Annotated in this window: 32 protein-coding genes and 4 tRNA genes; 33 read left to right on the top strand and 3 right to left on the bottom strand. The window is 58.2% G+C overall.

What is annotated here, in order from left to right; genetic code table 11:
* Positions 1 to 158: 158 nt before the first annotated feature.
* On the bottom strand, positions 159 to 1,148 hold the full coding sequence (locus PW792_13180; protein ID MDE1162878.1) for a hypothetical protein: 990 nt from the start codon (positions 1,146 to 1,148) through the stop codon (positions 159 to 161).
* A 282-nt stretch (positions 1,149 to 1,430) separates the two neighbouring features.
* Between PW792_13180 and PW792_13175 the strand changes: the two genes are divergently transcribed.
* The 6 genes from PW792_13175 (at position 1,431) to tuf (ending at position 3,989) form a co-directional block, all read left to right on the top strand.
* Positions 1,431 to 1,506 (top strand) — tRNA-Thr (locus PW792_13175).
* A gap of 92 nt (positions 1,507 to 1,598) precedes the next feature.
* Positions 1,599 to 1,685: transfer RNA gene (locus PW792_13170), tRNA-Tyr, on the top strand.
* A gap of 229 nt (positions 1,686 to 1,914) precedes the next feature.
* A tRNA-Thr gene (locus PW792_13165) sits at positions 1,915 to 1,989 on the top strand.
* Positions 1,990 to 2,027: 38 nt separating this feature from the next.
* A tRNA-Gly gene (locus PW792_13160) sits at positions 2,028 to 2,102 on the top strand.
* A 40-nt stretch (positions 2,103 to 2,142) separates the two neighbouring features.
* On the top strand, positions 2,143 to 2,460 hold the full coding sequence (locus PW792_13155; GenBank protein MDE1162877.1) for a hypothetical protein: 318 nt from the start codon (positions 2,143 to 2,145) through the stop codon (positions 2,458 to 2,460).
* A gap of 341 nt (positions 2,461 to 2,801) precedes the next feature.
* Positions 2,802 to 3,989 (top strand): elongation factor Tu, encoded by a 1,188-nt coding sequence (gene tuf, locus PW792_13150; protein MDE1162876.1) that lies wholly within the window; start codon positions 2,802 to 2,804, stop codon positions 3,987 to 3,989.
* Positions 3,990 to 4,381: 392 nt separating this feature from the next.
* Here tuf and PW792_13145 read toward each other — a convergent pair whose 3' ends face one another.
* On the bottom strand, positions 4,382 to 5,113 hold the full coding sequence (locus PW792_13145) for an SDR family oxidoreductase (protein MDE1162875.1): 732 nt from the start codon (positions 5,111 to 5,113) through the stop codon (positions 4,382 to 4,384).
* Positions 5,114 to 5,260: 147 nt separating this feature from the next.
* Between PW792_13145 and PW792_13140 the strand changes: the two genes are divergently transcribed.
* On the top strand, positions 5,261 to 5,605 hold the full coding sequence (locus PW792_13140) for a helix-turn-helix domain-containing protein (protein MDE1162874.1): 345 nt from the start codon (positions 5,261 to 5,263) through the stop codon (positions 5,603 to 5,605).
* A gap of 110 nt (positions 5,606 to 5,715) precedes the next feature.
* Here PW792_13140 and PW792_13135 read toward each other — a convergent pair whose 3' ends face one another.
* Positions 5,716 to 6,381, bottom strand: coding sequence for a TetR/AcrR family transcriptional regulator (locus PW792_13135; protein MDE1162873.1), 666 nt, complete (start codon positions 6,379 to 6,381; stop codon positions 5,716 to 5,718).
* Between the two features lie 72 nt (positions 6,382 to 6,453).
* On the opposite strand from PW792_13135, the gene PW792_13130 reads away from it, so the two are divergent.
* From PW792_13130 to PW792_13005, 26 genes are all read left to right on the top strand, one after another.
* Positions 6,454 to 7,335: an oxidoreductase gene (locus PW792_13130; GenBank protein ID MDE1162872.1), complete on the top strand. Its 882-nt coding sequence runs from the start codon at positions 6,454 to 6,456 to the stop codon at positions 7,333 to 7,335.
* Between the two features lie 544 nt (positions 7,336 to 7,879).
* Positions 7,880 to 8,197, top strand: coding sequence for a 30S ribosomal protein S10 (gene rpsJ, locus PW792_13125; GenBank protein MDE1162871.1), 318 nt, complete (start codon positions 7,880 to 7,882; stop codon positions 8,195 to 8,197).
* A 135-nt stretch (positions 8,198 to 8,332) separates the two neighbouring features.
* The gene (rplC, locus tag PW792_13120; protein ID MDE1162870.1) at positions 8,333 to 9,058 is read left to right on the top strand and encodes a 50S ribosomal protein L3; all 726 of its coding nucleotides are present in this window, start codon (positions 8,333 to 8,335) and stop codon (positions 9,056 to 9,058) included.
* A gap of 175 nt (positions 9,059 to 9,233) precedes the next feature.
* On the top strand, positions 9,234 to 9,887 hold the full coding sequence (gene rplD / locus PW792_13115; protein MDE1162869.1) for a 50S ribosomal protein L4: 654 nt from the start codon (positions 9,234 to 9,236) through the stop codon (positions 9,885 to 9,887).
* Positions 9,888 to 9,889: 2 nt separating this feature from the next.
* On the top strand, positions 9,890 to 10,186 hold the full coding sequence (locus tag PW792_13110) for a 50S ribosomal protein L23 (protein MDE1162868.1): 297 nt from the start codon (positions 9,890 to 9,892) through the stop codon (positions 10,184 to 10,186).
* A gap of 119 nt (positions 10,187 to 10,305) precedes the next feature.
* A complete protein-coding gene (gene rplB, locus PW792_13105) occupies positions 10,306 to 11,130 on the top strand; it encodes a 50S ribosomal protein L2 (GenBank protein MDE1162867.1) in 825 nt (274 codons plus the stop codon).
* A gap of 120 nt (positions 11,131 to 11,250) precedes the next feature.
* On the top strand, positions 11,251 to 11,535 hold the full coding sequence (gene rpsS / locus PW792_13100) for a 30S ribosomal protein S19 (GenBank protein ID MDE1162866.1): 285 nt from the start codon (positions 11,251 to 11,253) through the stop codon (positions 11,533 to 11,535).
* A gap of 11 nt (positions 11,536 to 11,546) precedes the next feature.
* Positions 11,547 to 12,041 carry a 50S ribosomal protein L22 gene (gene rplV / locus PW792_13095; GenBank protein ID MDE1162865.1) on the top strand — a complete coding sequence of 165 codons (495 nt, stop codon included), beginning with the start codon at positions 11,547 to 11,549 and terminating at the stop codon, positions 12,039 to 12,041.
* Positions 12,042 to 12,144: 103 nt separating this feature from the next.
* Positions 12,145 to 12,819, top strand: coding sequence for a 30S ribosomal protein S3 (rpsC, locus tag PW792_13090; protein MDE1162864.1), 675 nt, complete (start codon positions 12,145 to 12,147; stop codon positions 12,817 to 12,819).
* Between the two features lie 363 nt (positions 12,820 to 13,182).
* On the top strand, positions 13,183 to 13,617 hold the full coding sequence (rplP, locus tag PW792_13085; GenBank protein MDE1162863.1) for a 50S ribosomal protein L16: 435 nt from the start codon (positions 13,183 to 13,185) through the stop codon (positions 13,615 to 13,617).
* A 52-nt stretch (positions 13,618 to 13,669) separates the two neighbouring features.
* Entirely contained in the window at positions 13,670 to 13,879 is a 210-nt protein-coding gene (gene rpmC / locus PW792_13080; protein MDE1162862.1) for a 50S ribosomal protein L29, read from the top strand.
* Positions 13,879 to 14,211 (top strand): 30S ribosomal protein S17, encoded by a 333-nt coding sequence (gene rpsQ, locus PW792_13075; protein ID MDE1162861.1) that lies wholly within the window; start codon positions 13,879 to 13,881, stop codon positions 14,209 to 14,211. Before rpmC ends, rpsQ begins: the two co-directional genes overlap by 1 nt.
* A gap of 45 nt (positions 14,212 to 14,256) precedes the next feature.
* Positions 14,257 to 14,628 carry a 50S ribosomal protein L14 gene (gene rplN, locus PW792_13070; protein MDE1162860.1) on the top strand — a complete coding sequence of 124 codons (372 nt, stop codon included), beginning with the start codon at positions 14,257 to 14,259 and terminating at the stop codon, positions 14,626 to 14,628.
* Between the two features lie 118 nt (positions 14,629 to 14,746).
* Positions 14,747 to 15,082 carry a 50S ribosomal protein L24 gene (gene rplX / locus PW792_13065; GenBank protein ID MDE1162859.1) on the top strand — a complete coding sequence of 112 codons (336 nt, stop codon included), beginning with the start codon at positions 14,747 to 14,749 and terminating at the stop codon, positions 15,080 to 15,082.
* Between the two features lie 90 nt (positions 15,083 to 15,172).
* Complete coding sequence (rplE, locus tag PW792_13060) at positions 15,173 to 15,721, top strand: 50S ribosomal protein L5 (GenBank protein MDE1162858.1); 549 nt, start codon at positions 15,173 to 15,175, stop codon at positions 15,719 to 15,721.
* Positions 15,722 to 15,780: 59 nt separating this feature from the next.
* Positions 15,781 to 15,966, top strand: a complete 186-nt coding sequence (locus tag PW792_13055; protein MDE1162857.1) for a type Z 30S ribosomal protein S14 — start codon at positions 15,781 to 15,783, stop codon at positions 15,964 to 15,966.
* A gap of 201 nt (positions 15,967 to 16,167) precedes the next feature.
* Positions 16,168 to 16,566, top strand: a complete 399-nt coding sequence (rpsH, locus tag PW792_13050; GenBank protein ID MDE1162856.1) for a 30S ribosomal protein S8 — start codon at positions 16,168 to 16,170, stop codon at positions 16,564 to 16,566.
* A 146-nt stretch (positions 16,567 to 16,712) separates the two neighbouring features.
* Positions 16,713 to 17,252 carry a 50S ribosomal protein L6 gene (gene rplF, locus PW792_13045; protein ID MDE1162855.1) on the top strand — a complete coding sequence of 180 codons (540 nt, stop codon included), beginning with the start codon at positions 16,713 to 16,715 and terminating at the stop codon, positions 17,250 to 17,252.
* 125 nt (positions 17,253 to 17,377) lie between these two features.
* A complete protein-coding gene (gene rplR, locus PW792_13040; GenBank protein ID MDE1162854.1) occupies positions 17,378 to 17,743 on the top strand; it encodes a 50S ribosomal protein L18 in 366 nt (121 codons plus the stop codon).
* Positions 17,744 to 17,840: 97 nt separating this feature from the next.
* A complete protein-coding gene (gene rpsE / locus PW792_13035) occupies positions 17,841 to 18,347 on the top strand; it encodes a 30S ribosomal protein S5 (protein MDE1162853.1) in 507 nt (168 codons plus the stop codon).
* A gap of 92 nt (positions 18,348 to 18,439) precedes the next feature.
* Positions 18,440 to 18,625 (top strand): 50S ribosomal protein L30, encoded by a 186-nt coding sequence (gene rpmD / locus PW792_13030; GenBank protein MDE1162852.1) that lies wholly within the window; start codon positions 18,440 to 18,442, stop codon positions 18,623 to 18,625.
* A gap of 160 nt (positions 18,626 to 18,785) precedes the next feature.
* Entirely contained in the window at positions 18,786 to 19,250 is a 465-nt protein-coding gene (gene rplO / locus PW792_13025) for a 50S ribosomal protein L15 (GenBank protein MDE1162851.1), read from the top strand.
* A 189-nt stretch (positions 19,251 to 19,439) separates the two neighbouring features.
* Positions 19,440 to 20,852: a preprotein translocase subunit SecY gene (secY, locus tag PW792_13020; GenBank protein ID MDE1162850.1), complete on the top strand. Its 1,413-nt coding sequence runs from the start codon at positions 19,440 to 19,442 to the stop codon at positions 20,850 to 20,852.
* Positions 20,853 to 20,936: 84 nt separating this feature from the next.
* A complete protein-coding gene (locus PW792_13015) occupies positions 20,937 to 21,641 on the top strand; it encodes an adenylate kinase (GenBank protein MDE1162849.1) in 705 nt (234 codons plus the stop codon).
* Positions 21,642 to 21,737: 96 nt separating this feature from the next.
* Positions 21,738 to 22,487 carry a type I methionyl aminopeptidase gene (map, locus tag PW792_13010; protein ID MDE1162848.1) on the top strand — a complete coding sequence of 250 codons (750 nt, stop codon included), beginning with the start codon at positions 21,738 to 21,740 and terminating at the stop codon, positions 22,485 to 22,487.
* 354 nt (positions 22,488 to 22,841) lie between these two features.
* Positions 22,842 to 25,430: an Ig-like domain repeat protein gene (locus tag PW792_13005; protein MDE1162847.1), complete on the top strand. Its 2,589-nt coding sequence runs from the start codon at positions 22,842 to 22,844 to the stop codon at positions 25,428 to 25,430.
* Positions 25,431 to 25,467: the final 37 nt, after the last annotated feature.

Below are 25,467 nucleotides of genomic sequence, written 5' to 3'. Positions count from 1 at the left end.
GGCTGAAGCCCACCTCTACTCCAAGGCGAAGGGCGAAATCTAGAGCTAAGGGTGGGATGGAGGGAGCAGAGCCTTAACGCGAAGTGCGCTAAGGCTAGGCGCGAAGTACGCGAAGGGGTGCGGTTGCGAGAACGGTCGTGGTGACTGTCTGCCGAAGGCTATTGGGCAGCGGTCGAGACGTTTGCCAGGGCCTTCAGTTGCTCGAGGCTTGCGGTGGCGGTGAGAGTGGCCTGGCTACCTTTTTGCTCGACGGTGGAGGTGTTGAGCAGGTCGCGGACGGCGACGGCGGGGGCGTCCTGCTGGGGAGTCGCTCCGGTAAGGCCGCGGGCCAGGTTCAGCATGGTGTTCATGGCGTCGGCTGTGGTGCGGGCTTCGTCGTCGGAGTGAGCGAAGTCTTCGACGCGAAGCTGGACTTTGCCCTGGAAGCGGAGGCTGGCGACGAGTTCGGTGTCGGAAGAGATGGGGAGTTCGAGGCCGAAGAGGGTGATCTTGCCGTCCTGGGCGAAGGGGAGGCCGATGCGGCCGATGCCCCAGGCTTGTGAAAGCAGAGGGACGTCGTGGTAACGGCGGGCGAGGAGCGAAGAGCCGGGGGTGCCGATGCCGGAGGCGCGCCAGCGGTCGAGCATGGAGTGGATCTGCTCAGTGGTGGGCATGTTGCTGGCGGCGATGGTGTCGTAGCCGAGTTGCGCGACGCGGAGCGTGCGGCCGTCGATAGGGATGGAAAAGATCTCGTGGTCGTCGTAGGTTTCGCGAGCGGTGGCGATGGAGGCGAGGTAGCTGGTGAGGCGCTGGCCGTCGAAGTGGCCGGTGAAGACTTCAGAGTAGGCGACCGGGCCGTTGGGGCCGTGGGGATCGGGCATACGGTGCAGGGCGAAGGCGGCGGAGTCGATGTCGCGCTCGGGCTCGATGCCGGTGGCGGCGATGAAGCGGGCGAAGTCGGCCGAGCGGGTGATGGGCTGGCGGTCGAAGTGCGTGGCGGCGCGGAGTGTCTTGAGCTGGAAGAAGACGATGGCGTCTGATTCCGGGAGGAGGCGCGCAGCGTCGGGGGGAGCTTTGGCTCGCAGGTAGAGGACGAGGCCTACGACAGAGAGCAGCGCCAGCAGGGCCAGCGTGATGATGAGTCCGCGGTTGCGTGTGGGATGCTTCAAGGCGTCTAGGGCCGCAGGTGTTGAGGTGCGGTTGGCATGATGGTAGCACCGGGGATGCCGGGTGGGGAGTCCTAGAGCGGAGTTTGTGGCGAGGGGAGGGAGAGCTTCGACGCTGAGTGCGCGAGAAAAGCACGCGGAGGGTGCAGAGGGTTTCGCGGCGGATAAGGAGTGGCGGTGAGAAGGGATGTTTTCGTGAGCTTTCCCACACTCGCGAAGAGCCTGGTTTGTGATAGATTCATATTCAGCGCTGCGGCAGTGTGAGCAGCGCACTTTGCTGTGTGGGCTGGCGTAGCTCAGCTGGTAGAGCACCTGATTTGTAATCAGGCGGTCGGGGGTTCAAATCCCTTCGCCAGCTCCAGTTTCAAAAACACCACGCAGCAAGGGAAGAGGGTTTGGAAGTTCCTGCCGTAACCAGCAAGGCTCCCCCAGACAACTCTGTAGTAAACCTGGGCACAGGTGGCCGAGTGGTTAATGGCAGCAGACTGTAAATCTGCCGCGCTTGTCGCTACGAAGGTTCGAATCCTTCCCTGTGCACCATTTTTTTATCTCTCTTCGGAGAGTGTTCGGAGGCAAAGCCGAATGGATATGGCTCCTGCTTCCAACGGCCGTATGGTCGTTTCGCTGGCGGTTCTTGGGCTGCTGGCATTGCTTGTCTGGCGCACGATGGAGCCAGGGAAGTATCAGCAGCTTACATGGCTGCTAATCGCATTTTTTGCCCTCCGGGTGGTACTCGGTCGGTGGCGAACGCGATAGAGTTGTACGGGAAGCTGATGTAGCTCAGTGGCAGAGCACTCCCTTGGTAAGGGAGAGGTCGAGAGTTCAATCCTCTCCATCAGCTCCAGAATTCAGAGGTTTGAGCGTAAACTCAAATCTCGTAGGGCGGGAGTAACTCAGTGGTAGAGTCACAGCCTTCCAAGCTGTTGGTCGCGGGTTCGATTCCCGTCTCCCGCTCCAGCAATCCCGCACCGACATCCCCCCAACCTAGGAAAAGTCGTTGAGCACAACGTTTCAGCAGGCAGTGATCCCCGTCGCCGATCCGACGACGTTTGGTGTAGTCAAGAGTGCCATTGACGCGAACTATGCGCCGAATGGTGTGGAGAAGTTTCTCAAGTCGCTGGACAGCAGCAAACTGCGCATTCGCGAGTTTGAGCATGTGCTGAAGGCTGGCAAGCTGGGGCCGAATGCGGCAGCAGCGTATGCGAAGCTGGGCGATGGCGACCAGGGCATGATCCGCGAACTGTATCTTGCGTCGCTGGAGAAGGTCTCGATGGACCTGCGCGATAAGTATTTCAAGATTTACGCGTATTACTAGGATGCCGGGGCTAAAGCCCCTCATTCCTGTTTGTGCGCGGACGGTGGGCTGAAGCCTGCCTCTACCTCCAAAGGCCTTCATACCGGGTGGCTCACAAGGTATCTCGACTCCGACGGGTTCATTCCGGGGTCGTCAAGAGATGCCGCTACTCTGATAGGTTTCTGTGTTGAGGCGGCTGTGAAAGGTCCCTCTACTCCGAAGGGAAGCGTTGAGTTTGGCGCGGCTTTGGGGATGATTTTTGGGTGGCGGGCAGTGCCCGCCGCTACTCCGTTTGAGACGGAGACAGGATTCGGGTCGAGAGGCTCGGAGAAGTTTGAACTAAGAAGGACGGAGAAGGACTCATGGCGAAGGAAAAATTTGACCGTAGCAAACCGCACGTAAACGTAGGCACGATCGGTCACATCGATCACGGCAAGACGACGTTGACTGCGGCGATTACGAAGGTGTTGTCGAAGCACAACCCGAAGAACGCGTTCAAGTCGTTCGATCAGATCGATAACGCACCGGAAGAGCGCGAGCGCGGTATCACGATCTCGACGTCTCACGTGGAGTATGAGACGGCGAACCGTCACTATGCTCACGTTGATTGCCCGGGCCACGCGGATTACATCAAGAACATGATCACGGGCGCAGCGCAGATGGACGGCGCGATCCTCGTGGTTGCAGCGACCGACGGCCCGATGCCCCAGACGAAGGAGCACGTTCTGCTCGCTCGCCAGGTAGGCGTACCGTACATCGTTGTGTTCCTGAACAAGTGCGATGCGGTGGAAGACGAAGAACTGATCGACCTGGTCGAGATGGAAGTTCGTGAGCTTCTGTCGAAGTACGAGTTCCCGGGCGACGACGTTCCCGTGGTTCGTGGTTCGGCCCTGGGCGCGCTGAACGGCGAAGCACAGTGGGAAGCGAAGATCGACGAGCTGATGCAGGCAGTGGACGACAACGTTCCTCAGCCTGACCGTCTGGTCGACCTGCCGTTCCTGATGCCGATCGAAGATATCTTCTCGATCTCGGGTCGTGGCACGGTGGTCACGGGTCGTATCGAGCGCGGCAAGATCAAGGTTGGCGAACCCGCACAGATCGTTGGCTTCCGCGACACGCAGGCGACGACGGTTACCGGCGTTGAGATGTTCAAGAAGCAGCTTGACGAAGGTCTTGCCGGCGACAACGCAGGTCTGCTGCTCCGCGGCACGGCGAAGGACGACGTTGAGCGCGGCATGGTTCTTGCCAAGCCGGGTTCGATCACTCCTCACACGGTGTTCACGGGCGAAGTGTACGTGTTGTCGAAGGAAGAAGGCGGTCGTCATACCCCGTTCTTCAACGGCTACCGTCCCCAGTTCTACTTCCGTACGACGGACGTGACCGGATCGGCGAAGCTGCCGGAAGGTACGGAGATGGTGATGCCTGGCGATAACATCTCGCTGGAGATCACGCTTCACACGCCGGTTGCGATGGAAAAGGGTCTGCGTTTCGCTATCCGTGAGGGTGGCCGCACCGTTGGTGCAGGCGCGATCTCGGAAATCATCAAGTAACGAGGGTCCAGGGCTTAGGGCCCAGGGTCCAGAACGACAAGAACGGCCACCGAGGAATCGGTGGCCGTTCTGCGTTGGGTGGAAGGCCGGAGCTGAAGCCCACCTCGACTCGGGTCGGGAGTCGGGAGTCGGGAAGGCAAAGGCCTAACGCGAAGTTCGCGAAGGGGACCGGGGCGCGCGGAGACGTGGTGGCTCGGCTTGCGGCAGATAGGATCCTCACTGCGTTCAGGATGGAGATGGCGTTGTGTAAGGGGAAATGTGGGAGTGGAGGGGGCTGTAAACGGCGGGGGACATCTGTTGTGGCGGTGATTTGGGAGCGGTGGAGGATTGTTGGAAAAGGTAGCGGCGGCACGATGTCGTGCCGCCGCTGTGCTGTTTAGTTCGAAGTGGATTTAGATCTGGGCTACGCCGCCGTCGACGAAGAGTTCTACGCCGTTGACGAAGCTGGAGTCCTCGGAGGCGAGGAACAAGGCTGCTCCGGCGATCTCTTCTGATGTGCCCATCGTGCCGCGGGGGATCAGGGACTTGAAGCCTTCCTTGGCATCGGCTCCAAGTGGGTCAAGGGCCGGGGTGTCGATGGGGCCGGGGCTGATGACGTTTACGCGGATCTTGCGGTCCTTGAGGTCGTTGACCCAGGTGCGGGCGAAGGAGCGGACAGCCGCCTTGCTTGCCGCGTAGACACCGAAGGCAGGGAAGCCCTTGATGCTGACGATGGAAGCGTTCAGCAGAATGGAGCCGCCGTCGGTGAAGAGGGGAAGAGCCTTCTGCACGGTGAAGAGCGTGCCGCGGACGTTGAGGTCGAAGGTCTCGTCGAAGTGCTGTTCGGTGATCTGACCGATGGGGGCGAACTCACCGCGACCGGCGCTGGCGAAGAGGATGTCGATGTGGCCCTTTTCACTCTTGACGACGTCGTAGAGGCGGTCGAGGTCGTCGAGGTTGGAGGCGTCGCCCTGGACGCCGGTGACGTTGAGGCCGATCTCGGCGACGGCTTTGTCGAGTGCGTCCTGACGGCGGCCGGTGATGAAGACGTAGGCGCCTTCTGCGACGAAGCGCTTTGCGGTAGCGAGTGCCATGCCGGATGTGGCAGCGGTGATGACGGCGACTTTTCCTTCAAGCTTTCCCATGGTGAATCTCCTTTGTCGAAGTGCTGGTGTTCTGCGCTTCGTTACAGGCAATGGGATGAGTGGGGGAAGAGGATGATTCAATAGTTCGGTAAATTAGAACTAAGAATCTTTGCAGAGAGCGTTGCATTCTAAGATGGGAGTACGACAATGCGTCCTTTATTCCATCCCGCGATTGCCGATGTGCCTGTAGAGGCCATCCTTCATGCGTTGTCAGACCCGACGCGGGTAGCGATTTATGCGGACATTGTGGGGCAGGAGTGTTCGCAGACTTGCTCGATGTTTCTGCATGTGCTGGACAAGGCGATTCCGAAGTCGACGCTGTCGCAGCATTTCAAAGTGCTGCGCGAGGCGGGGTTGATCCGCAGCGAACGGCGCGGGGTGGAGATGCACAATACGTCACGGTGCGCTGAGGTGGAGGCCCGGTATCCGGGGCTGATTACGGCGATTGTGAGTGCGCATACTATTCAGCTGGCGGATGCGGCGCGGGGGTAGTTGTCAGTTGTCAGTGTGGGGTGCCTGCGCGATAAGCAGGTCGCTCACTGCGTTAGGGAAGACAAGCGGTGTGTGTGTGATCTGTGGTGAGTTGTGTATCTTTTGTGCGCCTATTTGCGGTTTGAAGGCTGCTGTTCTGTTGCTGCAGGGCGGCTGATGGTGGCGGCGTAGGCGCAGAGCATGGTGATCATCTCTGCGTGGAGGGCGGCGTGTTCGCGGGCGGGGATGCGGGCCTCAAGAATGCGGCGGGCGACGCCGATCATCGTGGATTGGAAGGCGAAGCCAGCGACGGCGGGGTCGACGGTGAGCTTTTCTGGTGAGCTGGTGAGGACGCGGGTGAAGGCTGCTTCCTGGCGGATGCGGAGGTCTTCCGTGATGCGGAGGCCGTCGACGTCGGAGCTGACGGAGTAGAGCGCGAGGCCGGCTTTGGGGTCCTGCATCTTGGCGCGGAAGAAGGTGGTCGCGATGGTGGTGATCATCTCGCAGAGCGGCTTGCCGTGCTGGGTGTCGCAGGCGTGCTCGAAGAGTTCGGTGACGTGGGTGAGGTGTTTGCGCAGGACGGCCTGCAGCAGCGAACGCTTGTTGGGGAAGTACTGGTAGAGTGTGCCGACAGAGACCCCGGCGCGGTGGGCGACCAGAGTCGTGGTGAGTTTCTCTTTGCCGACAGCGGTTAAAACCTGAAGGCAGGCCTGGAGGATCGCGTCTACGGTGACGGCTGAACGGGCTTGCGTGGGCTGTTTACGCTGCTTTTCGATAGGGGCGAGAAGGGCTGGCAAATGCGAACTCCAAATGTGAAGCTTTCTTCATCTAACGATACATAGCAGCGAGTCTGCTGAGGAGATTTTCTGATGTCTGAAAAGCTGGGTGGTGTGTTTTCGTTTCCGGGTACGGGGCTGACCGTGCGCCGGGTGGGCTTTGGTGCGATGCAGCTTGCCGGACCGCATGTGTTTGGTCCTCCGATGGACCGCGAGGAGTGCGTGCGGGTGGTGCGGCGAGCGGTGGAGGCTGGTGTCGACCATATCGATACGGGTGACTTCTATGGCCCGCATTATGCGAACTGGATCGTGCAGGAGGCGTTGCATCCTTATGCGAAGAACCTGGTGATTGTGACGAAGGTGGGCGCGTATCGCGGGGGGCAGGGCGAGTGGTTCCAGGACCACAGCCGGGAGTTGCTGGAGGGCAGCGTTCATGACAACCTGCGGAGCCTGAAGCTGGACGCGTTGGATATCGTGAACGTGCGTGGTCTGGGAATGGCCGCAGCTGATCCTGCGTTCGACATTCGGTCGTCCGTGGAGGTCATTGCGGAGATGCAGCGCAAGGGGCTGGTGAAGCATATCGGCGTGAGCAATGTGAATGCGAAGCAGCTGGCGGATGCGCAGGCGATAGCGCCGGTGGTGTGTGTGCAGAACATGTACAACCTGGCCAATCGTGCGGACGATGCGTTGATCGCTGACCTGGCGAAGCAGGGGATTCCGTATGTGCCGTTCTTCCCGCTGGGTGGGTTTACGCCGCTGCAGTCGGGCAAGCTGACGAGTGTGGCGGAGAGGCTGGGAGCTTCGCCGATGCAGGTGGCGCAGGCGTGGCTGTTGCAGCGTTCGCCAAACTTGCTGCTGATCTCGGGCACGTCGAAGGTGGCGCATTTGGAGGAGAATCTGAAGGCCGCCGAGTTGGTGTTGCCGGAGGATGCGGTGCAGGAGCTGGATACGATCGCTGGGGATGTGGCGGCGTGAGCGGCTTTTTCTTGTGTGGGCTTTGGTAGGGAGTAGGGAGTAGGGAGTAGGGAGTAGGAAGTAGGGGGCGGGCCGGGGCCGGGGCTAAAGCCCACCTCTACTCCAAAAGCAAAGGCAGAACGCAGAGGCAGAACGCAGAGGTCGCGGAGAACGGCACGGAGAGAGGGCCAGGGTGGTAGAAACCCGCCGGCTGAGGGCAGAGCTTCAACGCTAAGTACGCCAAGTTAGGCGCGAAGTTCGCGAAGGGATTGTGGCGTGCGGAAGTGGGTGGCTCTGCGTAAGCAGGGCCCTCACTGCATTCGGGATGATAAGGGGTGCTGGGGGGAGCTGCAGGGTGGTGGTTGCAGGGGGCTGGCGGAGAGGCTTGAAGGAATTTCTTGCGTTTTCCACCGATTGCCCGTATTCTTGATTGGTTGGGCTTCGTGTGTCTATGGAGCCCTATGTCACTACGACAAAATGAGGGTTGCTGGACGGTCTAGATGTCGATCGCCTGCAAACCACTCCCAGCCGATCTTTGCTTGCAAAGTCAGAAAGAAGCACCCACATGGCGCAACAGCGCATTCGTATCCGCCTGAAGGCTTATGATTACCGCGTCCTCGATACGTCCACCGGCGAAATCGTAGAGACCGCAAAGCGCACAGGCGCACAGGTTGCAGGACCGATTCCCCTGCCCACCATGAAGAACAAGTATTGCGTTCTCCGTTCGCCGCACGTCGACAAGAAGTCGCGTGAAGCGTTCGAGATCCGCACACACAAGCGTCTGATCGACATTCTCGAGCCCACACAGCAGACCGTGGACGCTCTGATGAAGCTCGATCTGCCCGCTGGTGTGGACGTAGAGATCAAGACCGTCACCAAGTAACGGTTGCGAAGGTTCAGGGCTTCGGCCCGGAACTCCGGAATCAAAACAAGTTTTGCGAGGGCTGGAAGGAACGTTCCGGCCCTGTAGAAACCTACAGTGCGGCGGCTCAACCGCGGGCATGATGAGGAGATTGAAATGTCAGTAGCAGGAATTCTCGGTAAGAAGATTGGCATGACCCAGGTATTCGATGACGCGGGTGTTGTACACCCCGTTACGGTTCTGAAGGTCGGCCCGTGCGTCATCACGCAGGTCAAGACTCAGCAGAAGGACGGCTACGAAGCTGCCCAGATCGGTCTTGTCGAGTTCGTGAAGGCAAACAGAGTGAACAAGGCCATGACCGGCCACTTTGCCAAGGCAGATGTGGCTCCGGTTCGCGAGATCCGCGAAGTGCAGATCGAGCCCGTTGAAGAAGGTCAGGAAGCCCCCAAGGCTGGCGATCGTCTGACGGTAGAGATCTTCTCGGAGACGCGTTTCGTCGATGTGATCGGTCACTCGAAGGGTCGCGGTTTTGCTGGTGTTGTGCGTCGCCACGGCTTCGGCGGTGGACCCAAGTCGCATGGTCACATGTTCCAGATTCAGGGTTCGATCGGCGCATCGTCGTTCCCGTCGCGTGTTTTCCCGGGCCAGCGCATGCCGGGCCGCTTCGGTAACGATCAGGTGACGGTCCGCAACCTGCGTGTTCGCGGCATCGACCTCGAGGACAACCTCCTCCTGGTAGACGGCGCGGTCCCGGGTGCGAAGGATGGTTACATCCTCGTGTCGAAGTCGGTAGCTCCGCCGCGTGAGCGTCGTGGGTTTGCTGGTGCGGCTACGAAGGACGCTCTGAAGGCTTCCAAGAAGGCTTCAGCAAAGAAGAAGTAACTGAACTCCGGGGCCTAGATTCAAGGGCCCAGGGTTTGGAAGATGGAGGTAAGCCGGGGAGAGATCCCCGGCTTACCGAAGTACTAAAAAGGTGTGCGGGGAAGAGACCGGGAACACACCGTGATAACAGTCAGGGCTCGTGGCACCGATCACGAGCACGGAAAGAAGAAGTGAGATGGCAAACATCAATGTTGTCAATCTCGAAGGCGCGAAGGTAGGCGAGTTTGAACTCGATCCTCTTTTCGCCGGCGAGGTTAATGAAGCTCTCCTGTGGGAGGCTGTAAAGCACTACCGCGCTTCGCTGCGTCAGGGTACGCACTCGACGAAGGTTCGTTCGAGCGTTTCGGGCGCCGGTAAGAAGCTTTGGAAGCAGAAGGGCACGGGCCGCGCTCGTGTCGGATCGATCCGCACCCCGCTCTGGCGTGGTGGTGGTACGGTCCACGGACCTCAGCCGCGCTCGTATGAGTACGCGTTCCCGCGCAAGAAGCTGCTCGGCGCTCTGCGCTCGGCTCTCGCACAGAAGCTGAACGATGGCAAGCTGACGATCGTTGACAGCTTTGAACTGGCGGAAGCCAAGACGAAGCTGTACCGCCAGGCCCTCGACAAGCTGGAAGCGAAGAAGACCGCTCTGCTGGTTGAGTCTTCGCAGCAGATTGAAGAGAAGTTCTACCTCGGCTCCCGCAATCTTTCGGGCGTGGATCTGGTTCTGAGCTCGGAAGTTCACCCGTATGACCTGCTTCGCTATGAGAACGCAATCTTCTCGAAGGCTGCGTTCGAAGCTCTGCAGGAGACGCTGAAGAAGAACATCAGCAAGAAGGAGGCTAAGTAAACATGCCTACCGTATATAACGTAATCCGTCGTCCGCTGATCACCGAGAAGGCCCTGGTGACGCGCGAGACTGAAGGCTCGCTCGTGTTCGAAGTTGCGACAACCGCAACGAAGACCGAAGTGAAGCAGGCTGTAGAGAAGCTCTTCAACGTGAAGGTTGCGTCGATCCGCACCGCGAACGTTGAAGGCAAGGAACGCCGCCGTGGCCGTTTCTCTGGCTATCTTCCTGACTGGAAGAAGGCTTATGTGAAGCTGAAGGCCGGCGAGACGGTTCCCGACTTTACCGCGGAACTCCAGTAAGAACAAGGTGACGGGTGCAGGGGGCTAGACGCCACCTCACCCTGAACCTGATGCAGTAACTATCGCGCCGGAGTGACGAACTCCAAATTAGAGGCGCGGAGAAATTCAAGGGATTAGAAATGCCGATTAAGAGCTTTCGACCGATTACACCTACGCTTCGTTTCCAGACGAAGCTGGTAAATGACGACATCACGACCGACAAGCCGTATAAGCCGTTGCTGGCACCGAAGCAGCGCACCGGCGGTCGTAACAACATGGGCAAGCTGGTTGTCCGCCACCAGGGTGGTGGTCACAAGCAGCAGCTTCGCCTCATCGACTTCAAGCGCGATAAGTTCGGTATCCCCGGCAAGGTTGCGACGGTCGAATATGATCCAAACCGCAGCTCGCGCATCGCTCTGATCAGCTATGCGGACGGCGAGAAGCGCTACATCATCCAGCCTGTCGGCCTGAAGGTCGGCCAGATGGTGATGAGCGGCCCCGAGGCTGACATCCTTGTCGGCAACGCACTGCCGCTGCGCAACATCCCGACCGGTACGATCGTGCACAACATCGAGCTTCGTCCTGGTAAGGGCGCGCAGATGGCACGTTCGGCAGGCGCACAGGTGAACCTGGTAGCGAAGGAAGGCGATTACGCTCTTCTGAAGCTTCCTTCGGGCGAAACCCGTCGTGTTCTGGTTGACTGCATGGCCACCATTGGTCAGGTAGGCAACACGGACCACGAGAACGTCACGATCGGTAAGGCCGGTCGTAACCGTTGGAAGGGCATCCGTCCTGCCAACCGTGGTGTGTCGATGAACCCGGTCGATCACCCGCACGGTGGTGGTGAAGGTAAGACCTCGGGCGGACGTCACCCAGTGACGCCGTGGGGCCAGCCGACGCGTGGTTACAAGACGCGTAACAACAAGCGCACCGACGTATTCATCGTTTCGCGTCGCAAGAAGTAGTAACGGCGCTCTGAGAGGCGTGGGCCTGATGCAGGTCAGGCCTGCGAACAGAAGAGCTACACCAAGTCGCAGACTCCTCTCCTGTGATTCGTTGTACCGAGTACTGAAAAGGAAATCACTATGGCACGTTCTACGAAGAAGGGCCCGTTTATCGACGAGCACCTGATGACGAAGGTTAACGTGATGAACGCAGCAGGCGACCGTAAGGTCATCCGCACGTGGTCACGCCGCTCGACGATCCACCCGGACATGGTTGGACACACGATTGCGGTTCACAACGGACGCAAGTTCATCCCCGTGTATTGCACGGAAAACATGGTCGGGCACAAGCTCGGCGAATTCTCGGCAACTCGTACGTTCAAGGGCCACGTGGCCAAGGGCGGCGACACGGCGAAGGGCAAGTAAGGGAGAGAGCAATGGCTAAGAAGACTGCAAATACCGCTCCCGAGTTCCGCGCCGAGGCCAAGTTTCAGCGGGTAAGCCCGCAGAAGGCTAAGCTGGTTCTTGATCTGATCAAGGGACAGCGCGTGGAAGCTGCGATCAATACGGTCGCGTTCACCAACAAGCGCATCGCTCCTGTGGTGGAGAAGGTTCTCCGCTCGGCGATCGCCAACGCACAGCACCTCTCCGACGAGCGCGGCCTGAACATCGATCTGGACAACCTGATCGTAAAGACGGCTGTGGCGAACGAAGGTCCGCGCATGAAGCGTATCCGCCCTGCCCCGATGGGTCGTGCGTTCCGCTACCAGCGCCGCATTGCGCACATCATCATCACCGTGGCCGAGAAGAAGGCCGCTGAAGTGGTTGTGAAGAAGGCTCCTGCAGCACCTGCTGCGGAAGTTGCTGCGCCGGCGAAGCCTGCGAAGAAGGCCGCAAAGAAGGCTGCCAAGAAGACGGCAGCTGCTGAATAACTCGTAGTTCTGGTGAGTGGGCTGAGGAGCGATCCGCAGCCCACAAAATCCGTGTAGTCCACTCTCCCGGCTCAACCGGAGAGGGTGAGAAAAGAAGGAAATTATGGGACAGAAAGTCCATCCTTATGGATTCCGCCTGGGCGTCAACAAGCCCTGGAAGTCGCGCTGGTTTGTAGAGCGCGGTTATGACAAGCTCCTCGTTGAGGACGTAAAGCTGAAGGCTGAGCTTCGCGAAAAGCTGAAGCAGGCTGGTGTTTCGAGCGTTGAAGTCGAGCGCCCGGGCAACAAGCTCCGCCTCATCATCCGCACGGCTCGTCCGGGCATCATCATCGGCCGCAAGGGCGCTGAAATCGACAAGCTCAAGGCTGACATCCAGAAGCGCACCTCGCGCGAAGTCTTCATCGACATTCTGGAAGTGAACAAGCCGGAGCTCGACGCACAGCTCGTCTCGGAGAATATTGCTCTCCAGCTCGAGAAGCGCGTTTCGTTCCGCCGCGCGATGCGTAAGAGCGTTGATTCGGCTCTGCGTTTTGGCTGCAAGGGTATCAAGGTCCGCGTGTCGGGCCGTCTGAACGGCAACGAAATTGCGCGTTCGGAGTGGTATCTGCAGGGACGTCTGCCGCTGCACACGCTGCGTGCTGACATCGACTACGGCTTCTCGGAAGCAAAGACGACCTACGGCATCATCGGCGTGAAAACGTGGATCTACCGTGGCGACATCTACGAGCAGAAGAAGCGCAAGCCGGCTGAAACCGTTGGCGCTGCTGGCGTATTCTAACGATCGCGAAGTAGAGCAAGAGAGTGTAGGGCGTAGAAATATGCTCTACACTCTTCGCTTTTGTAGCAAAAAAGTTTGGTGAAGGTGCCAATCTTTGTTACACTAGTCAGGTTTGGCCCTGAGTCTGCCCGGAGCTGTTCTGCGGCAGAGACCTCGGTCGAGCTTTCAGACTTGGATGGTTTCTCGATTCCACTCCATGCATTCCCCTCGCATTTCAAGGGTTCTGCTCGAAGCTCCTCGGCTGTTCTGCGGCTTTTGTCGCACCATTTGCTGGGTTCGCTGCTGTATGGGCGGGCTCCCGGGCTTTGGCCTGGTAAGTTCCGGCGGCCTTTTGGCTTGCCGATCAAGATAAAGGATTAAGAAATGCTTTCACCAAAGCGCGTTAAGTATCGCAAGCAACAGCGCGGCCGTATGACCGGCAAGGCGTGGCGTGGCTCTGACCTGGCCTTCGGCGATTTCGGCCTCAAGGTTGTCGAGTGCGGCTACATCACCGACCGTCAGATCGAAGCCGCTCGTATCGCAATGACCCGCTTCATCAAGCGTGGTGGTAAGGTCTGGCTGCGTATTTTCCCGGACAAGCCCATCACCCGCAAGCCGGCCGAAACCCGTATGGGTAAGGGTAAGGGCGCTCCTGATCACTGGGTAGCTGTTGTTCGCCCTGGCAAGATCATGTTCGAGATGGAAGGCGTTCCTGTTGACGTCGCACGCGAAGCGATGCGCCTGGCAACGAACAAGCTTCCGCTCAAGACGACGTTCATCATTCGTCCCGGCGTGAGCCAGGAAGTCTCCGCCAAGTAACGACATTTCGCGCTGCTCCTGCATTGGAGCGCGCCCCTAAGAGGAAACGAACATGGAACTCGAAAAGATCCGCGGACTGAGCGACGAGGAGTTGAAGGCTGAGAGCACGAAGGTTGCTGAGCAGCTTTTCCGCATCCGCTTCGCGAAGGGCCTGGGCAAGCAGGAAGGCGTCGGCAAGATCCGCTCGCTGAAGCTCGACATCGCACGCATCAAGACCATCGTCCGCCAGCGCGAGCTCGCGGCCAGCAAGGCAGGCAAGTAATGGCTGAAACCACTGTGAGCACCCCGGAAGCAATCTCGCACCGCACCGAAAAGGTCGGTCTGGTTGTTTCGACCAAAATGCAGAAGACGATCGTAGTTGAGATCGAAATGCGCAAGGCCCACCCGAAGTACAAGCGCGTGATGAAGTCGAACAAGAAGTTCTACGCGCATGACGAGCAGAACTCGGCCCGCGTGGGCGACATGGTTCGCATTCGCGAGACCCGTCCGCTGTCGAAGCTGAAGCGCTGGTCACTTGAAGAAATCATCCGCCGCTCGTCGCTTTCGACGCTTGCGGAAGAGAAGCCTGTCGCGGCTGAGTCGGCCACGAAGTAACGAGATAGCGCGGGCCCTAAGGCTCGCAGCGCAAGGAGAAATACCATGGCAGTTCAAATGCGCACCATGCTCGCCGTTGCCGACAATTCCGGCGCGCGCAAGCTCCAGGTGATTCTGCCGCTCGGCGGCGGTCTCGGTAAGAAGGCCGGCCTGGGCGATGTTGTAACCGCTGCGGTGAAGGAAGCTTCGCCGGACGGTACTGTGAAGAAGGGCAAGGTCGTCAAGGCGGTTATTGTGCGCACGCACAAGGAATACCGCCGCAAGGACGGCACCTACATCCGCTTCGATGAGAACGCGGCTGTGGTGATCAACGACGCGATGGAGCCGGTTGGCACGCGCGTATTTGGTCCGGTTGCTCGTGAGCTCCGCGAGAAGAAGTTCCTCAAGATCGTCTCGCTGGCTCCGGAAGTAATCTAAGCGCGAATGAGATGCGTTGCTTTCGGGCACGCATCTCGTAGCGTTGTTAGCGGACTCCGGCTCCGCGCCTCTTCGGAGGCAAGACTGCCGAGGCAAATCGAAAGAGAGTACTAACGCAATGGCAAAGATTCAGCGTAACGACCAGGTTCTGGTGATCGCGGGTAACAACAAGGGCAAGAAGGCGCGCGTACTGCGTGTCATCACCGATAAGAACCGCGTTCTTCTTGAAGGTATCCAGGGCGATAAGCTCCGCATGATCAAGAAGCACGTCAAGCCGAACCAGCAGACGGGCGAGCAGGGCGGCATCCAGGAGTTGAACCCCACGGTCAACATCTCCAACGTGATGTTGCTTGACGCAGCTGGCAATGTCAGCCGTGTTGGCTACAAGATCGTTGACGGCAAGAAGGTTCGCGTGACCAAGTCCAACGGACAGACGGTCGAAACAGCGAAGTAGTTGAAGGAACGTGGCCCTTCGGGGCCTCGAAATTGAACACCTCACGAACCGGTATCCACTCCGAAACCGTGAGAAAGAGAGATAAAGACAATGGCAACACGTCTGAAAGACAAATACACGAGCGAGATCAAGGCTTCGGTTCAGAAGGAACTCGGCCTTGAGAACGTGATGCAGGTTCCGCGCCTCGAGAAGATCGTTATCAACATGGGTCTCGGCGAAGCAACGCAGAACAGCAAGATGCTCGACCCGCTTGTGGCCGATCTCGCTTCCATCGCCGGCCAGAAGCCGGTGGTTACGAAGGCGAAGAAGTCGATCGCTGCGTTCAAGCTGCGCGAAGGCATGCCCATCGGAGCGATGGTTACGCTGCGTGGCGATGCGATGTACGAGTTCCTGGACCGTCTGGTTTCGGTAGCTCTGCCCCGCGTGCGCGACTTCCGTGGCGTCAGCTCGAAGAGCTTCGACGGCCGTGGCAACTACACGCTCGGTCTTCGCGATCAGCTGATCTTCCCGGAAATCGATTACTCGAAGGTTGACAAGACCAAGGGTATGAACGTCACGATCGTGACGTCGGCGAAGGACGACAACGGCGCTCGCACGCTGCTCAAGGCGTTCGGCATGCCGTTCCGCCAGGGCAACTAAACAGGGTTTATGGACCGGGGTTTAGGGTCCAAACGGCGAAAGCCAAAGGAATAAGAGAAATGGCTACTACTGCAAAGCGCGTCAAAGACGCAAAGAAGCCGAAGTTCAAGTCACGCCAGCACAACCGCTGCCAGCTCTGCGGCCGTCCTCGCGCCTTCCTGCGCAAGTTCGGTATCTGCCGTCTGTGCTTCCGTTCGCTGGCACACAAGGGCGAGATCCCGGGTGTTGTGAAGTCGAGCTGGTAAACGGCCTATTGTAAAGATTGCGAAGAGCGACTCCGATGAGTCGCCCTTCGGCCGGAGCCCGGGGCGCGCCTAGATCGCGCCCTAGCCAAGCCCGGCAACGAAGAACGGTGAGACGCACTTGCTGCGAATTACCACAACCATTCCCGCAGGTTCTTCCGGTCGCAAACGACCCGAAGCTAACGGGGAAGAAGGAAACTGAAGATGAACCTGACTGATCCCGTAGCAGACTTCCTGACCCGTATCCGCAACGCTCATGGCGCACGCCACCAGAAGCTTGACGTTCCTGCGTCGAAGCTGAAGGCAGAGATTGCACGCATCCTCAAGGAAGAGGGCTACATCGCAAACTACAAGCCTGCAGAAGAGAACGGCCAGAAGGTTCTTCGTGTGTACCTGAAGTACGGTGCAAACAACGAAGCCGCTATCCGCGACCTGCAGCGTGTATCCAAGCCCGGCTGCCGCGTATACGTTGGCCGTGACGAGATTCGCCGCGTACAGGGCGGTCTCGGTATCGCCATCCTGACCACGCCAAAGGGCGTCATGACCGGCCGTCAGGCTCGTCGTGAAAACGTCGGCGGCGAGTTGCTCTGCGAAGTCTGGTAAAAGACAGGGCCCGGGACGTCGTGTCCGGGGCCCAGCTTTTGTGAAGTATTTCGGGTGTGGAGCTATGCTCCTGACCCTTGTTGTACCGGCTGCAGTGGAACTCGGATGATTCTGAGCGACTCGCAAGCCACCCAAAGGATTAGAAAATGTCACGTATTGGTTTGAAGCCGATCACCCTGCCGAAGGGCGTGAAGTACACCGTGAGCGAAGGTTCGTTCCTCGCTGAAGGCCCCAAGGGCAAGGTGAGCGCGCTCGTCCCGGCTGGTATCACGTTCGAAGAGAAGGACGGCGTTCTGAACGTTGTTCGCGAGAACGACAAGCAGAAGCCTTTCCATGGCCTGACCCGCGCACTGGTCTTCAATGCAATTGAAGGCGTGTCGACTGGCTGGAAGAAGGAACTGGACGTTGTCGGTATCGGTTACCGCGTGGAAATGAAGGGTGCGGGCATGGTTGTGTTCACGCTCGGCTACTCCCACCCGATCGAGTTTCCGCTGCCCACGGGCATCTCGGTGACGATCGATCCGAAGCAGACACATGTGACGGTTGAAGGTATCGACCGCCAAAAGGTTGGCCAGGTTGCTGCCGATATGCGTTCGCTGCGTAAGCCTGATCCGTACAAGAACAAGGGCGTTCGCTACTCTGACGAGAAGCTGAAGAAGAAGGTCGGAAAGACCGGCGCCAAGTAAGACAGGGTATAGGGGGTAGGGTCCAGAGAGCAGACAAGTTCTTTCTCTGGATCTTAACCCTAACCATGACAAGCTCACCGAACGTCGTCAGAGGCTGACGACGTCTTTAGGAAAGGAAAATTTCAATGATCAACATTCCCAAGCGTAATGAGATCCGCCAGCGCGTTCACACGCGTATCCGCAGCAAGATTTCCGGCACCGCAGAGCGTCCGCGCCTGAACGTGTACCGCTCGCTGAACCACATCTACACGCAGCTCATCGACGATGCGAACGGCGTAACGCTCGCTTCGGCATCGACGGTGGCCAAGAAGGGCACGGAGCAGACCGCAGGTGGCAACATCGAGTCTGCAAAGGCTGTTGGCAAGCTGATCGCAGAGCGCGCTCAGGCTGCTGGCGTGAAGAAGGTCGTATTCGACCGCGGCGGTTACCTGTATCACGGTCGCATCAAGGCTCTGGCCGATGCTGCTCGTGAAGCTGGCCTCGACTTCTAAGATTCGGCCCGGGGCGTAAAGTCCAGGGCCAAGTCGAAACAGGAAAGCTCCGGACCGGTGTGCCGGGGACAAAACATAAAGAGAGAAGAGACCTAATATGGCATTCAAAAAGCGCATTGACGCAAACCGCCTGAACCTGAAGGACGAAGTCGTTTCGATTAACCGCGTGACCAAGGTGGTCAAGGGCGGTAAGAACATGTCGTTCGCAGCACTCGTGATCGTTGGCGATCCGGCTGAAGGTGTTGTGGGCTACGGCTCGGGTAAGGCGAAGGAAGTTCCGCAGGCGATCCGCAAGGGCATCGAGTCGGCGAAGAAGAACCTGATCAAGGTGAACCTGACCGATTACTCGATCCCGCACCAGACGCTCGGCCACTTCGGCGCAGGCGAGGTTCTGCTGAAGCCGGCTCCTGAAGGTACCGGTGTGATCGCAGGCAAGACGGTTCGCGCTGTGATGACCGCTGCTGGTGTTCAGAACGTGCTGACGAAGTCGCTCGGAACGAAGAACCCGCACAACGTCATCAAGGCGACCTTCGATGCTCTTGAGCAGCTGCGCGACCGCAACGAAGTTGCTGCACTGCGCGGCAAGTCGGTAGACGAGCTCTAAGAGCAGGATTCGGGCCCGGAGTACAGGGCCCAGTAACGACGAAAGTTTTCTGGCCTCTGGGCTCTGTGCCTAGAGACATTTGGAGAAGAACAATGGCAGCGACCAGCACAATCAAGATCCAGTACTTCCGCTCGCAGATCTGCACGCCGGTGAAGCACAAGGCCGTCGTGAAGGGTCTCGGCTTTACGAAGCTGAACCAGATCGTTGAGCGCGAAGACACTCCGTCGATCCGCGGCATGGTGAAGAAGATTCCTCACCTTGTTCGTATCGTCGACTAAGTACTTGCGTATAGCTGTCGGTTTCGTGCTGGCAGCTATCCCCTTCGCCACTTGAAAAAGTGGCCACAACATGCGAGTCGGTCGGGCTCATCGGTTTTCACCCCTGGTTAGAAGCTGAGGGCGAAGACTAGAAGTTCTTCCGGCGATAGCGAGGATAACAATGGCAAAGAATCTTTCGAACCTCTCTGCACCGAAGGGTGCGAACTCCAACAAGAAGCGCGTCGGCCGTGGTATGGGCTCGGGTATGGGTAAGACCTCGACCCGTGGTCACAAGGGCCAGGGATCGCGCTCGGGCTCGTCGCTGATGCGCGGTTTCGAAGGCGGCCAGATGCCGCTGCACCGCCGTCTGCCGAAGCGTGGCTTCACGAACATCTTCCGCACCGAGTACCTGGTACTTGGTCTGGACAAGATCGCCGAGCTGGGCGTTAGCGAACTGACGTTCGAAGCGCTGCAGGAGCGCGGTATCGTGAAGGGCCGCAACAAGCTGGTGAAGGTTCTCGCAAACGGCGAGCTGACCACCGCAGTTACGGTTCACGCGCACAAGTTCTCTGCGGCTGCGGCCAAGGCGATCGAAGCAGCCGGTGGTAAGGCTATCGTGATCGGCCAGGAAGCTCCGGCAGCCTAACCAAAGGATCTGGGCCGGGGCTAGAACGCTCCGGCTTACCTTTTTTGCACACGAGATACGCGTTGCGGAACCCCGCAGCGCGTTTCTCGCGTAGAATCAAACGCAAGATTCCCAACCAGGCGTACCTGCAGCAAACGCACCCATTGCCCACTGCACAAACGTCTGGCTCTCGTAAGGCTCCTCACCTCGATGCTTGAAAAGCTCCAGAACGTCTTCCGCATTCCCGATCTGCGCAAGCGCATTTTCTTTACGCTTGGCCTGCTTGCTGTGTACCGTCTCGGCGCGCACATTCCGACTCCTGGCATCAACGCGGACATGCTCTCGCAGTTCTTTAACCAGAACTCCGGCTCGGCGCTTGGCCTGCTTGACCTGTTCAATGGCGGCAACCTGCGCAAGCTGACGATCTTCGCGCTTGGCATTATGCCGTACATTACCGCGTCGATTATCTTCCAGCTGCTTACGGTGATCTATGAGCCGTTGAACAAGCTGCAGAAGGAAGGCGAGGCCGGTACCAAGAAGATCACCCAGTGGACACGCTACGTCACGGTGGCTCTCGCGATCGTTCAGAGCTTCTTCATCGCGCTGACGCTGACGAGCACACAGACCGGCCAGTCCATGGTGACGATTCCGAAGGCTGGCTTTGTGCCGCTTTGCATCGTAACCCTGACCTGCGGTACGGCGTTCATCATGTGGCTCGGTGAGCAGATCACGGAGCGTGGTATCGGCAACGGTATGTCGCTGCTGATCTTCACGGGTATCGTGGTGGGTCTGCCGAAGGGCATTCAGGACCTCTACGTCAAGTTCAAGACCAATACCTGGGGAGCGGCTACGCCGATCGTCATGGTAGTGCTCGTGGTCATGATGATCCTGGTGGTTGCGTTCATCATCTACGTGGAGCGCTCGGAGCGCCGCATTACGATTCAGGCTGCGAAGATGACGACAGGTCGTATGACCTCGCAGGCATCGACCTCGTACCTGCCGCTGAAGGTGAACTCCGGCGGCGTGATGCCGGTGATCTTTGCGGCGTCGATCCTGTCGGCACCGTTGCTGATGCAGAACATCTCCCTCTTCGGCTCGGGCCCGCTGCGCGATACGAAGGTAATGGGCTGGATTCTGCGCCAGTTGCAGCCCGCAGAGCCCTGGTATGTCGTGCTCTACATCGTTGCGATCATCTTCTTCGCGTACTTCTACATCTCGATCATCTTCCGCCCGGACGATATTGCGGACAACATGCGCAAGTATGGTTCGTTTATCCCGGGTGTACGTCCTGGTAAGCGTACGAGCGACTACATCAACGATGTGCTGACGCGCATCACGCTGGTGGGCGCTATCTACCTGATCGTGATTTCGATTCTGCCGATGTTCCTGATCTCGGGCATCCACTTCAACCACCTGCCGCTGGTCGGACACATCTTCGACTCGCTGCCGGCGTGGACGACGAACGGTCTCGGTCTCAACTTCTACTTTGGCGGCACGTCGCTGCTGATCGTAGTGGGTGTGGCGATGGATACGGTTCAGCAGATTGAAGCGCAGTTGATCATGCAGCACTACGAAGGTTTTGCGCCGAAGTCCGGACGTATCAAAGGCCGTCGTAGCTGGTAACCGACCATCGGGTTCAGGACCCACGGTCCAGGGTTCAGAACGCAATCCGTTCTGGACCCTTAGTTTTTGAGGACGAATAGTTTTATGAGTAAGCCACTACCGAACGCGAGCGATTTTCTTCCTGGCCCAATGCTGCTTCTTGGCGCTCCAGGTGTAGGGAAGGGAACGCAGGCCAAACTGCTGATGGAAGAGTTTGGCATTCCGCAGATTTCGACGGGCGACCTGCTGCGCGAGCATCGCAAGAACCAGACAGAGCTTGGAATGCTGGCCGATGAGTTGATGTCCAAGGGACAGCTTGTGCCGGATGACCTGGTCAACGATATGGTTGCGGACCGCTTCAAGAAGCCCGATACCGAGCATGGCTACATTCTCGACGGCTATCCGCGCACGATTACGCAGGCCGAGTGGCTGGATGGCCAGCTTGTCGCGTACATGCTGCCGGTGGTTGCGGTCAACATCATGGTTCCGGAGCGTGTGCTGTTGGAGCGCATTACTGGCCGCCGTATTGCGCCGTCGGGTGCGATCTATAACATCTACACGAATCCCCCCAAGGTTGAGGGCATCTGTGATGTGACGGGCGAAAAGCTGGAGCAGCGCAAGGACGATACCGAAGAGGTATTTTACGAGCGCATGAAGGCGTTTGAGGCCAAGACGGCTGCGGTGATTGAGTACTACCGTACGCATGGCGGACGTTTCGCTGAGGTCAATGGCGATCAGCCGGTGGATGTGGTGACGAACGAGATTCGTGCTGCACTGTTGAAGCTGCGTCATCATCCTGATCCGGCTTAGGTCGCGGATATGCGCATAGCTGGGCGCGGTCGCCGCGCAAACTTTTTCATTAACCTCGAACGGCTCGCCGATAGCTGGGAAAGACGTAGGAATCCGATGGCGATTCAAATCAAGACGACTGCTGAAATTGAAAAGATGCGTATTTCGGGCATTGCCCTGCGCAAGGTACATGACGCTGTAAAAGCTGCGGTAAAGCCGGGCGCGACGACAATGGATCTGGAGCGTGCTGCGGAAGCCAAGGTCAAGGAACTGGGCGTAAAGTCGGCGTTCAAGGGATATGGCGGCTTTCCGGCGATCCTCTGCACTTCGGTGAACCACGAAGTGATTCATGGAATCCCGAGCGACCGCGGCAAGCTGAAGGAAGGCGATATCGTCTCCGTCGATTGTGGTGTGATTGTGGATGGCTATTACTCGGATGCAGCGGTGACACATGCTGTGGGCACGATTTCACCGGCGACGGAGAAGCTGCTGCGAGTGACGGAAGCGTCGCTCTATGCGGCGATCGATAAGGCCGTTGTTGGTGGTCGCCTGTTCGACATTGGCCATGCGGTGCAGGCAATGTGCGAGGCCGAAGGCTATGGCGTCGTGCGCGAGTTTGTCGGGCATGGCATTGGCAAGAACATGCACGAAGATCCCCAGGTTCCGAACTATGGCGAAGCAGGGAAGGGCCCGCGTCTGAAGGCTGGAATGGTGCTGGCGATTGAACCGATGATCAATGCCGGAACGGCCGAGGTGAAGGTGCTCGAAGACGGCTGGACCGCGATTACGACCGACGGCAGCATGAGCGCACACTTCGAACATACGGTGGCAATTACAAAAGATGGCCCCGTTATTTTGACGCTGTAGCTGCGTTTTTCGAAGCTGGAGTGTGAAAATTTGGCAACTGAAGGCACCTGACATGCGGTGTACTTTAACGATTGCCTAGAGTCAAGCCTTGTGTTTTCAGAGGTTGAGTCGATATTTCAAAGTTCTGGGCTGAAGTTAGCCCGGAACTTTCTTTTTTGTCTTGATAAGAAAATGTTCGCTAAGCGCGAGTGCGTGCTAATCTTGGGGACATCTACCAAGCTTTTCGCGTTTCACGAGGAGACGTCCGGGGCATTCCTGTCCCGTAATTTGTCTTTTCGGAAACCCGACCACCATGAGTGATACGGAACGTCCATCGTTCCGATGCGTTGCTTTTGAACCAGGAGCGATCCTTTCGTGCAATTCTTCCGACATGCAGCAGTAAAGCTTTCTTTTCTTGTAACGGCAATGGCGTCTCTTACTGGCGGCGCTGCCGGTGCATTTGCCCAGACGGCACCACAGCTTTTGCCGGTTAAGTCCGTTCTGGTCGCAGGCGGCGGAGCGGCGCTCAGCGGTGGCTTGTGTCCAGTGTCTGGAAAGACGCCGACCGATACGTACGGTGATGGCTGCCTAGCTACCGAGATTATCCTTGGGACGGCAGCTGCAACTCCAGGTTCGCGGTATGCGATTGCGGATGCTGATGGTAACGTGTTTTTCAGCGATTACAGCAATGGCTTGATTCGCCGCGTGGATGCGACGACGCACATTGTGACGGCGGTTGCGGGTGGTGCAACCACGACCCCTGCCGTTGGTGCGGCATGCGGTTCGCTCGCCTCCACGGATGCACTGGGTGACGGCTGCCTCGGTACTGCGGTGAAGTTGCTTAAGCCGATGGGGCTGGCGTTTGCCTCGAATGGCGATCTCTATTTCTCCGAAGCGGACTTCGCGACAAGTACCACGGGCGGCGCGCATGTTCGCCGCATTGCGGCCACGAATGGCAAGATTCCGACGACGGGAACCATCAGCCTGGTACTTGGTCAGGCCAGCAATGCCAAGGGCTATGCGGCTAATCCGTCGACCTGCACAACGACTGCAACGACTACCTGCATTACGCCGACAACCAGCTATCTCTATGCGCCGTACAGCCTGTCCTTCGATGCCGCAGGCAATCTGTACGTGATGGACGAGTATAAAGAGGCTGTACTGGTCTACAACCCTTCTTCCACGGCAGTGACCCTGCAGGGAATCAGCATCCCCGGCGGAACTATTGGTAAGATTCTGGGATCCTCGTCCAGCGCAGGAAGCGACTGTCCGAATGCTCCGGCAACGACGAATGGTTGCAGCTATGGAACGACAACTTTCAACGTTCAGGCAACTGCCACCTACATTGATAACCCATACGCTGCGGCACCCGATGCTAAAGGGAATGTCTACTTTGCCAACGAGTATTACAACTACATCGGCAAGGTCAGCTCAACGGGGTTACTGACGGATTTCGCAGGCATCGCGGATAGTACTGGAAGTGCAGCAGCGCGTACGACTGCAGGTACAACCGTTATTGGAAGCCCGTTCGGTGTCGCGACCGATGCAAACAGCAACGTGTATTTCTCTGACGCCTCGCTCGGTGCAATTCTTCGTGTCGATGCGGATACGCTTTCACAGTATGTGATCGCTGGTGCAGGAACTGTTTGCGCTACAGCCACTGATACTTATGGCGATGGTTGCCCTGCAACCCAGACCACCTTTGGTTTGAGCGGTACGACCTACGCCTCCACAACCCTGCCGGGCCCCGGTGTTTATGGCTTGACCGTTGACACCTACGGCAATGTTTACGCGGGTGACACGGAAACGAACCTGGTTCGTGAAATCTCTACCGGAGCTCAGTTCGGAGTTCTTACGTCGAACGCGACGACGAATACGCTGACGATTCACTTTGGTGTGAATGATGGTCCAGCGACGAGCACACCGTATGTCATTTCGACAGGCTCGGCTAACTTTGCTGTCGGAACACCGGGAACATGCGTTACGAACTCTGACAACACAAAGGACTGCCCGGTTCCCGTGACTGCAACACTTCCGACGACTCCGCAGACGTTTACGGGAGCGCTTACGGTAACCAGTGCGGCTGGTAAGTCCACGGTATTCCCACTTTCGGGCATTTATGTAGCCAGTCCCACCACCACTACCACGCTGGCGGTTACTGGTGGCGATACTTGCAGCACGAGCTCAGCGTACTCGAGCTCGACCACACTGACGATCACAGCCACAGTAAGTGCTGCAGGTACGGCAACGGGCACTGTTCAGTTCTATAACAACAAAGTTGCCTTTGGCTCGCCGGTACAGTTGAGCTCGTCGAATACGGCTACGATCTCGCAGACCTTCCCAGCTGGCTCTTACTCCTTCACCGCAACGTACGCTGGTGATACGTCGTTCAACACTTCGACATCGGTTACGGCACTTGCTTTCTCGACTGCCGATACAAGCTTTAGTGTTGCAGCGGATCCAAACATCACAGCGCAAAGCACCGTAACTGCGGGTCAGACCGCTTTGTATGGTCTTGTGCTGAGTACAACCTCTTACTCGGGCAACATCAGCCTTGTTTGTTCCGGTCTGCCTGCTGGAGCTTCCTGTGTGTTTAGCCCGGCGGTAGTTGCTGCGACACGTTGCGCCACTTCTTATAACGTGTCTCTCGGTATCATTACTTCGCCGAACCCTACAACACTGAGCAGCTTGGGTGGACGTCGTTCGTGGATGATGCTGGTTGGTGCAGGGCTTGCGCTTCTAGTGGGTCTGCGTCGTCGGAAGCTCGGTGCTGGATTTGGTACGGTAGCGATGCTTCTAGCGATGCTGATTGCTACCAGCGGACTTACCGCCTGCTCCAGCAAGATCTCGGATAAATCGGTCCCCACAACGTCAGGCACATACACGGTGACGGTTACGGCTGCAGGTTCACCGACGGTTTCATTGGGTACACAAACCACCACGGTAACCCTCACAGTCAAGTAGTCCTTGGTTGCCGGGACAGAAATATCATCTGTCCCGG

This window comes from Acidobacteriaceae bacterium, from assembly GCA_028283655.1.
Lineage (GTDB): Bacteria > Acidobacteriota > Terriglobia > Terriglobales > Acidobacteriaceae > Granulicella.
Note: the sequence above shows the minus strand (reverse complement) of the source record. Positions and strands in the feature narration are given on the sequence as shown.

Coding starts and splice junctions, on each gene's coding strand:
- rplB (MDE1162867.1), top strand. CDS start 10,306: ATGCCGATTAAGAGCTTTCGACCGATTACACCTACGCTTCGTTTCCAG.
- rpmD (MDE1162852.1), top strand. CDS start 18,440: ATGGCAGCGACCAGCACAATCAAGATCCAGTACTTCCGCTCGCAGATC.
- rplF (MDE1162855.1), top strand. CDS start 16,713: ATGTCACGTATTGGTTTGAAGCCGATCACCCTGCCGAAGGGCGTGAAG.
- rpsC (MDE1162864.1), top strand. CDS start 12,145: ATGGGACAGAAAGTCCATCCTTATGGATTCCGCCTGGGCGTCAACAAG.
- PW792_13055 (MDE1162857.1), top strand. CDS start 15,781: ATGGCTACTACTGCAAAGCGCGTCAAAGACGCAAAGAAGCCGAAGTTC.
- PW792_13015 (MDE1162849.1), top strand. CDS start 20,937: ATGAGTAAGCCACTACCGAACGCGAGCGATTTTCTTCCTGGCCCAATG.
- rpsE (MDE1162853.1), top strand. CDS start 17,841: ATGGCATTCAAAAAGCGCATTGACGCAAACCGCCTGAACCTGAAGGAC.
- PW792_13130 (MDE1162872.1), top strand. CDS start 6,454: ATGTCTGAAAAGCTGGGTGGTGTGTTTTCGTTTCCGGGTACGGGGCTG.
- PW792_13110 (MDE1162868.1), top strand. CDS start 9,890: ATGCCTACCGTATATAACGTAATCCGTCGTCCGCTGATCACCGAGAAG.
- rpmC (MDE1162862.1), top strand. CDS start 13,670: ATGGAACTCGAAAAGATCCGCGGACTGAGCGACGAGGAGTTGAAGGCT.
- rplD (MDE1162869.1), top strand. CDS start 9,234: ATGGCAAACATCAATGTTGTCAATCTCGAAGGCGCGAAGGTAGGCGAG.
- rpsJ (MDE1162871.1), top strand. CDS start 7,880: ATGGCGCAACAGCGCATTCGTATCCGCCTGAAGGCTTATGATTACCGC.
- map (MDE1162848.1), top strand. CDS start 21,738: ATGGCGATTCAAATCAAGACGACTGCTGAAATTGAAAAGATGCGTATT.
- PW792_13140 (MDE1162874.1), top strand. CDS start 5,261: ATGCGTCCTTTATTCCATCCCGCGATTGCCGATGTGCCTGTAGAGGCC.
- rpsQ (MDE1162861.1), top strand. CDS start 13,879: ATGGCTGAAACCACTGTGAGCACCCCGGAAGCAATCTCGCACCGCACC.
- rplX (MDE1162859.1), top strand. CDS start 14,747: ATGGCAAAGATTCAGCGTAACGACCAGGTTCTGGTGATCGCGGGTAAC.
- rplR (MDE1162854.1), top strand. CDS start 17,378: ATGATCAACATTCCCAAGCGTAATGAGATCCGCCAGCGCGTTCACACG.
- rplV (MDE1162865.1), top strand. CDS start 11,547: ATGGCTAAGAAGACTGCAAATACCGCTCCCGAGTTCCGCGCCGAGGCC.
- rplC (MDE1162870.1), top strand. CDS start 8,333: ATGTCAGTAGCAGGAATTCTCGGTAAGAAGATTGGCATGACCCAGGTA.
- tuf (MDE1162876.1), top strand. CDS start 2,802: ATGGCGAAGGAAAAATTTGACCGTAGCAAACCGCACGTAAACGTAGGC.
- rplP (MDE1162863.1), top strand. CDS start 13,183: ATGCTTTCACCAAAGCGCGTTAAGTATCGCAAGCAACAGCGCGGCCGT.
- rplN (MDE1162860.1), top strand. CDS start 14,257: ATGGCAGTTCAAATGCGCACCATGCTCGCCGTTGCCGACAATTCCGGC.
- secY (MDE1162850.1), top strand. CDS start 19,440: ATGCTTGAAAAGCTCCAGAACGTCTTCCGCATTCCCGATCTGCGCAAG.
- rplE (MDE1162858.1), top strand. CDS start 15,173: ATGGCAACACGTCTGAAAGACAAATACACGAGCGAGATCAAGGCTTCG.
- rpsH (MDE1162856.1), top strand. CDS start 16,168: ATGAACCTGACTGATCCCGTAGCAGACTTCCTGACCCGTATCCGCAAC.
- rplO (MDE1162851.1), top strand. CDS start 18,786: ATGGCAAAGAATCTTTCGAACCTCTCTGCACCGAAGGGTGCGAACTCC.
- rpsS (MDE1162866.1), top strand. CDS start 11,251: ATGGCACGTTCTACGAAGAAGGGCCCGTTTATCGACGAGCACCTGATG.
- PW792_13145 (MDE1162875.1), bottom strand. CDS start 5,113: ATGGGAAAGCTTGAAGGAAAAGTCGCCGTCATCACCGCTGCCACATCC.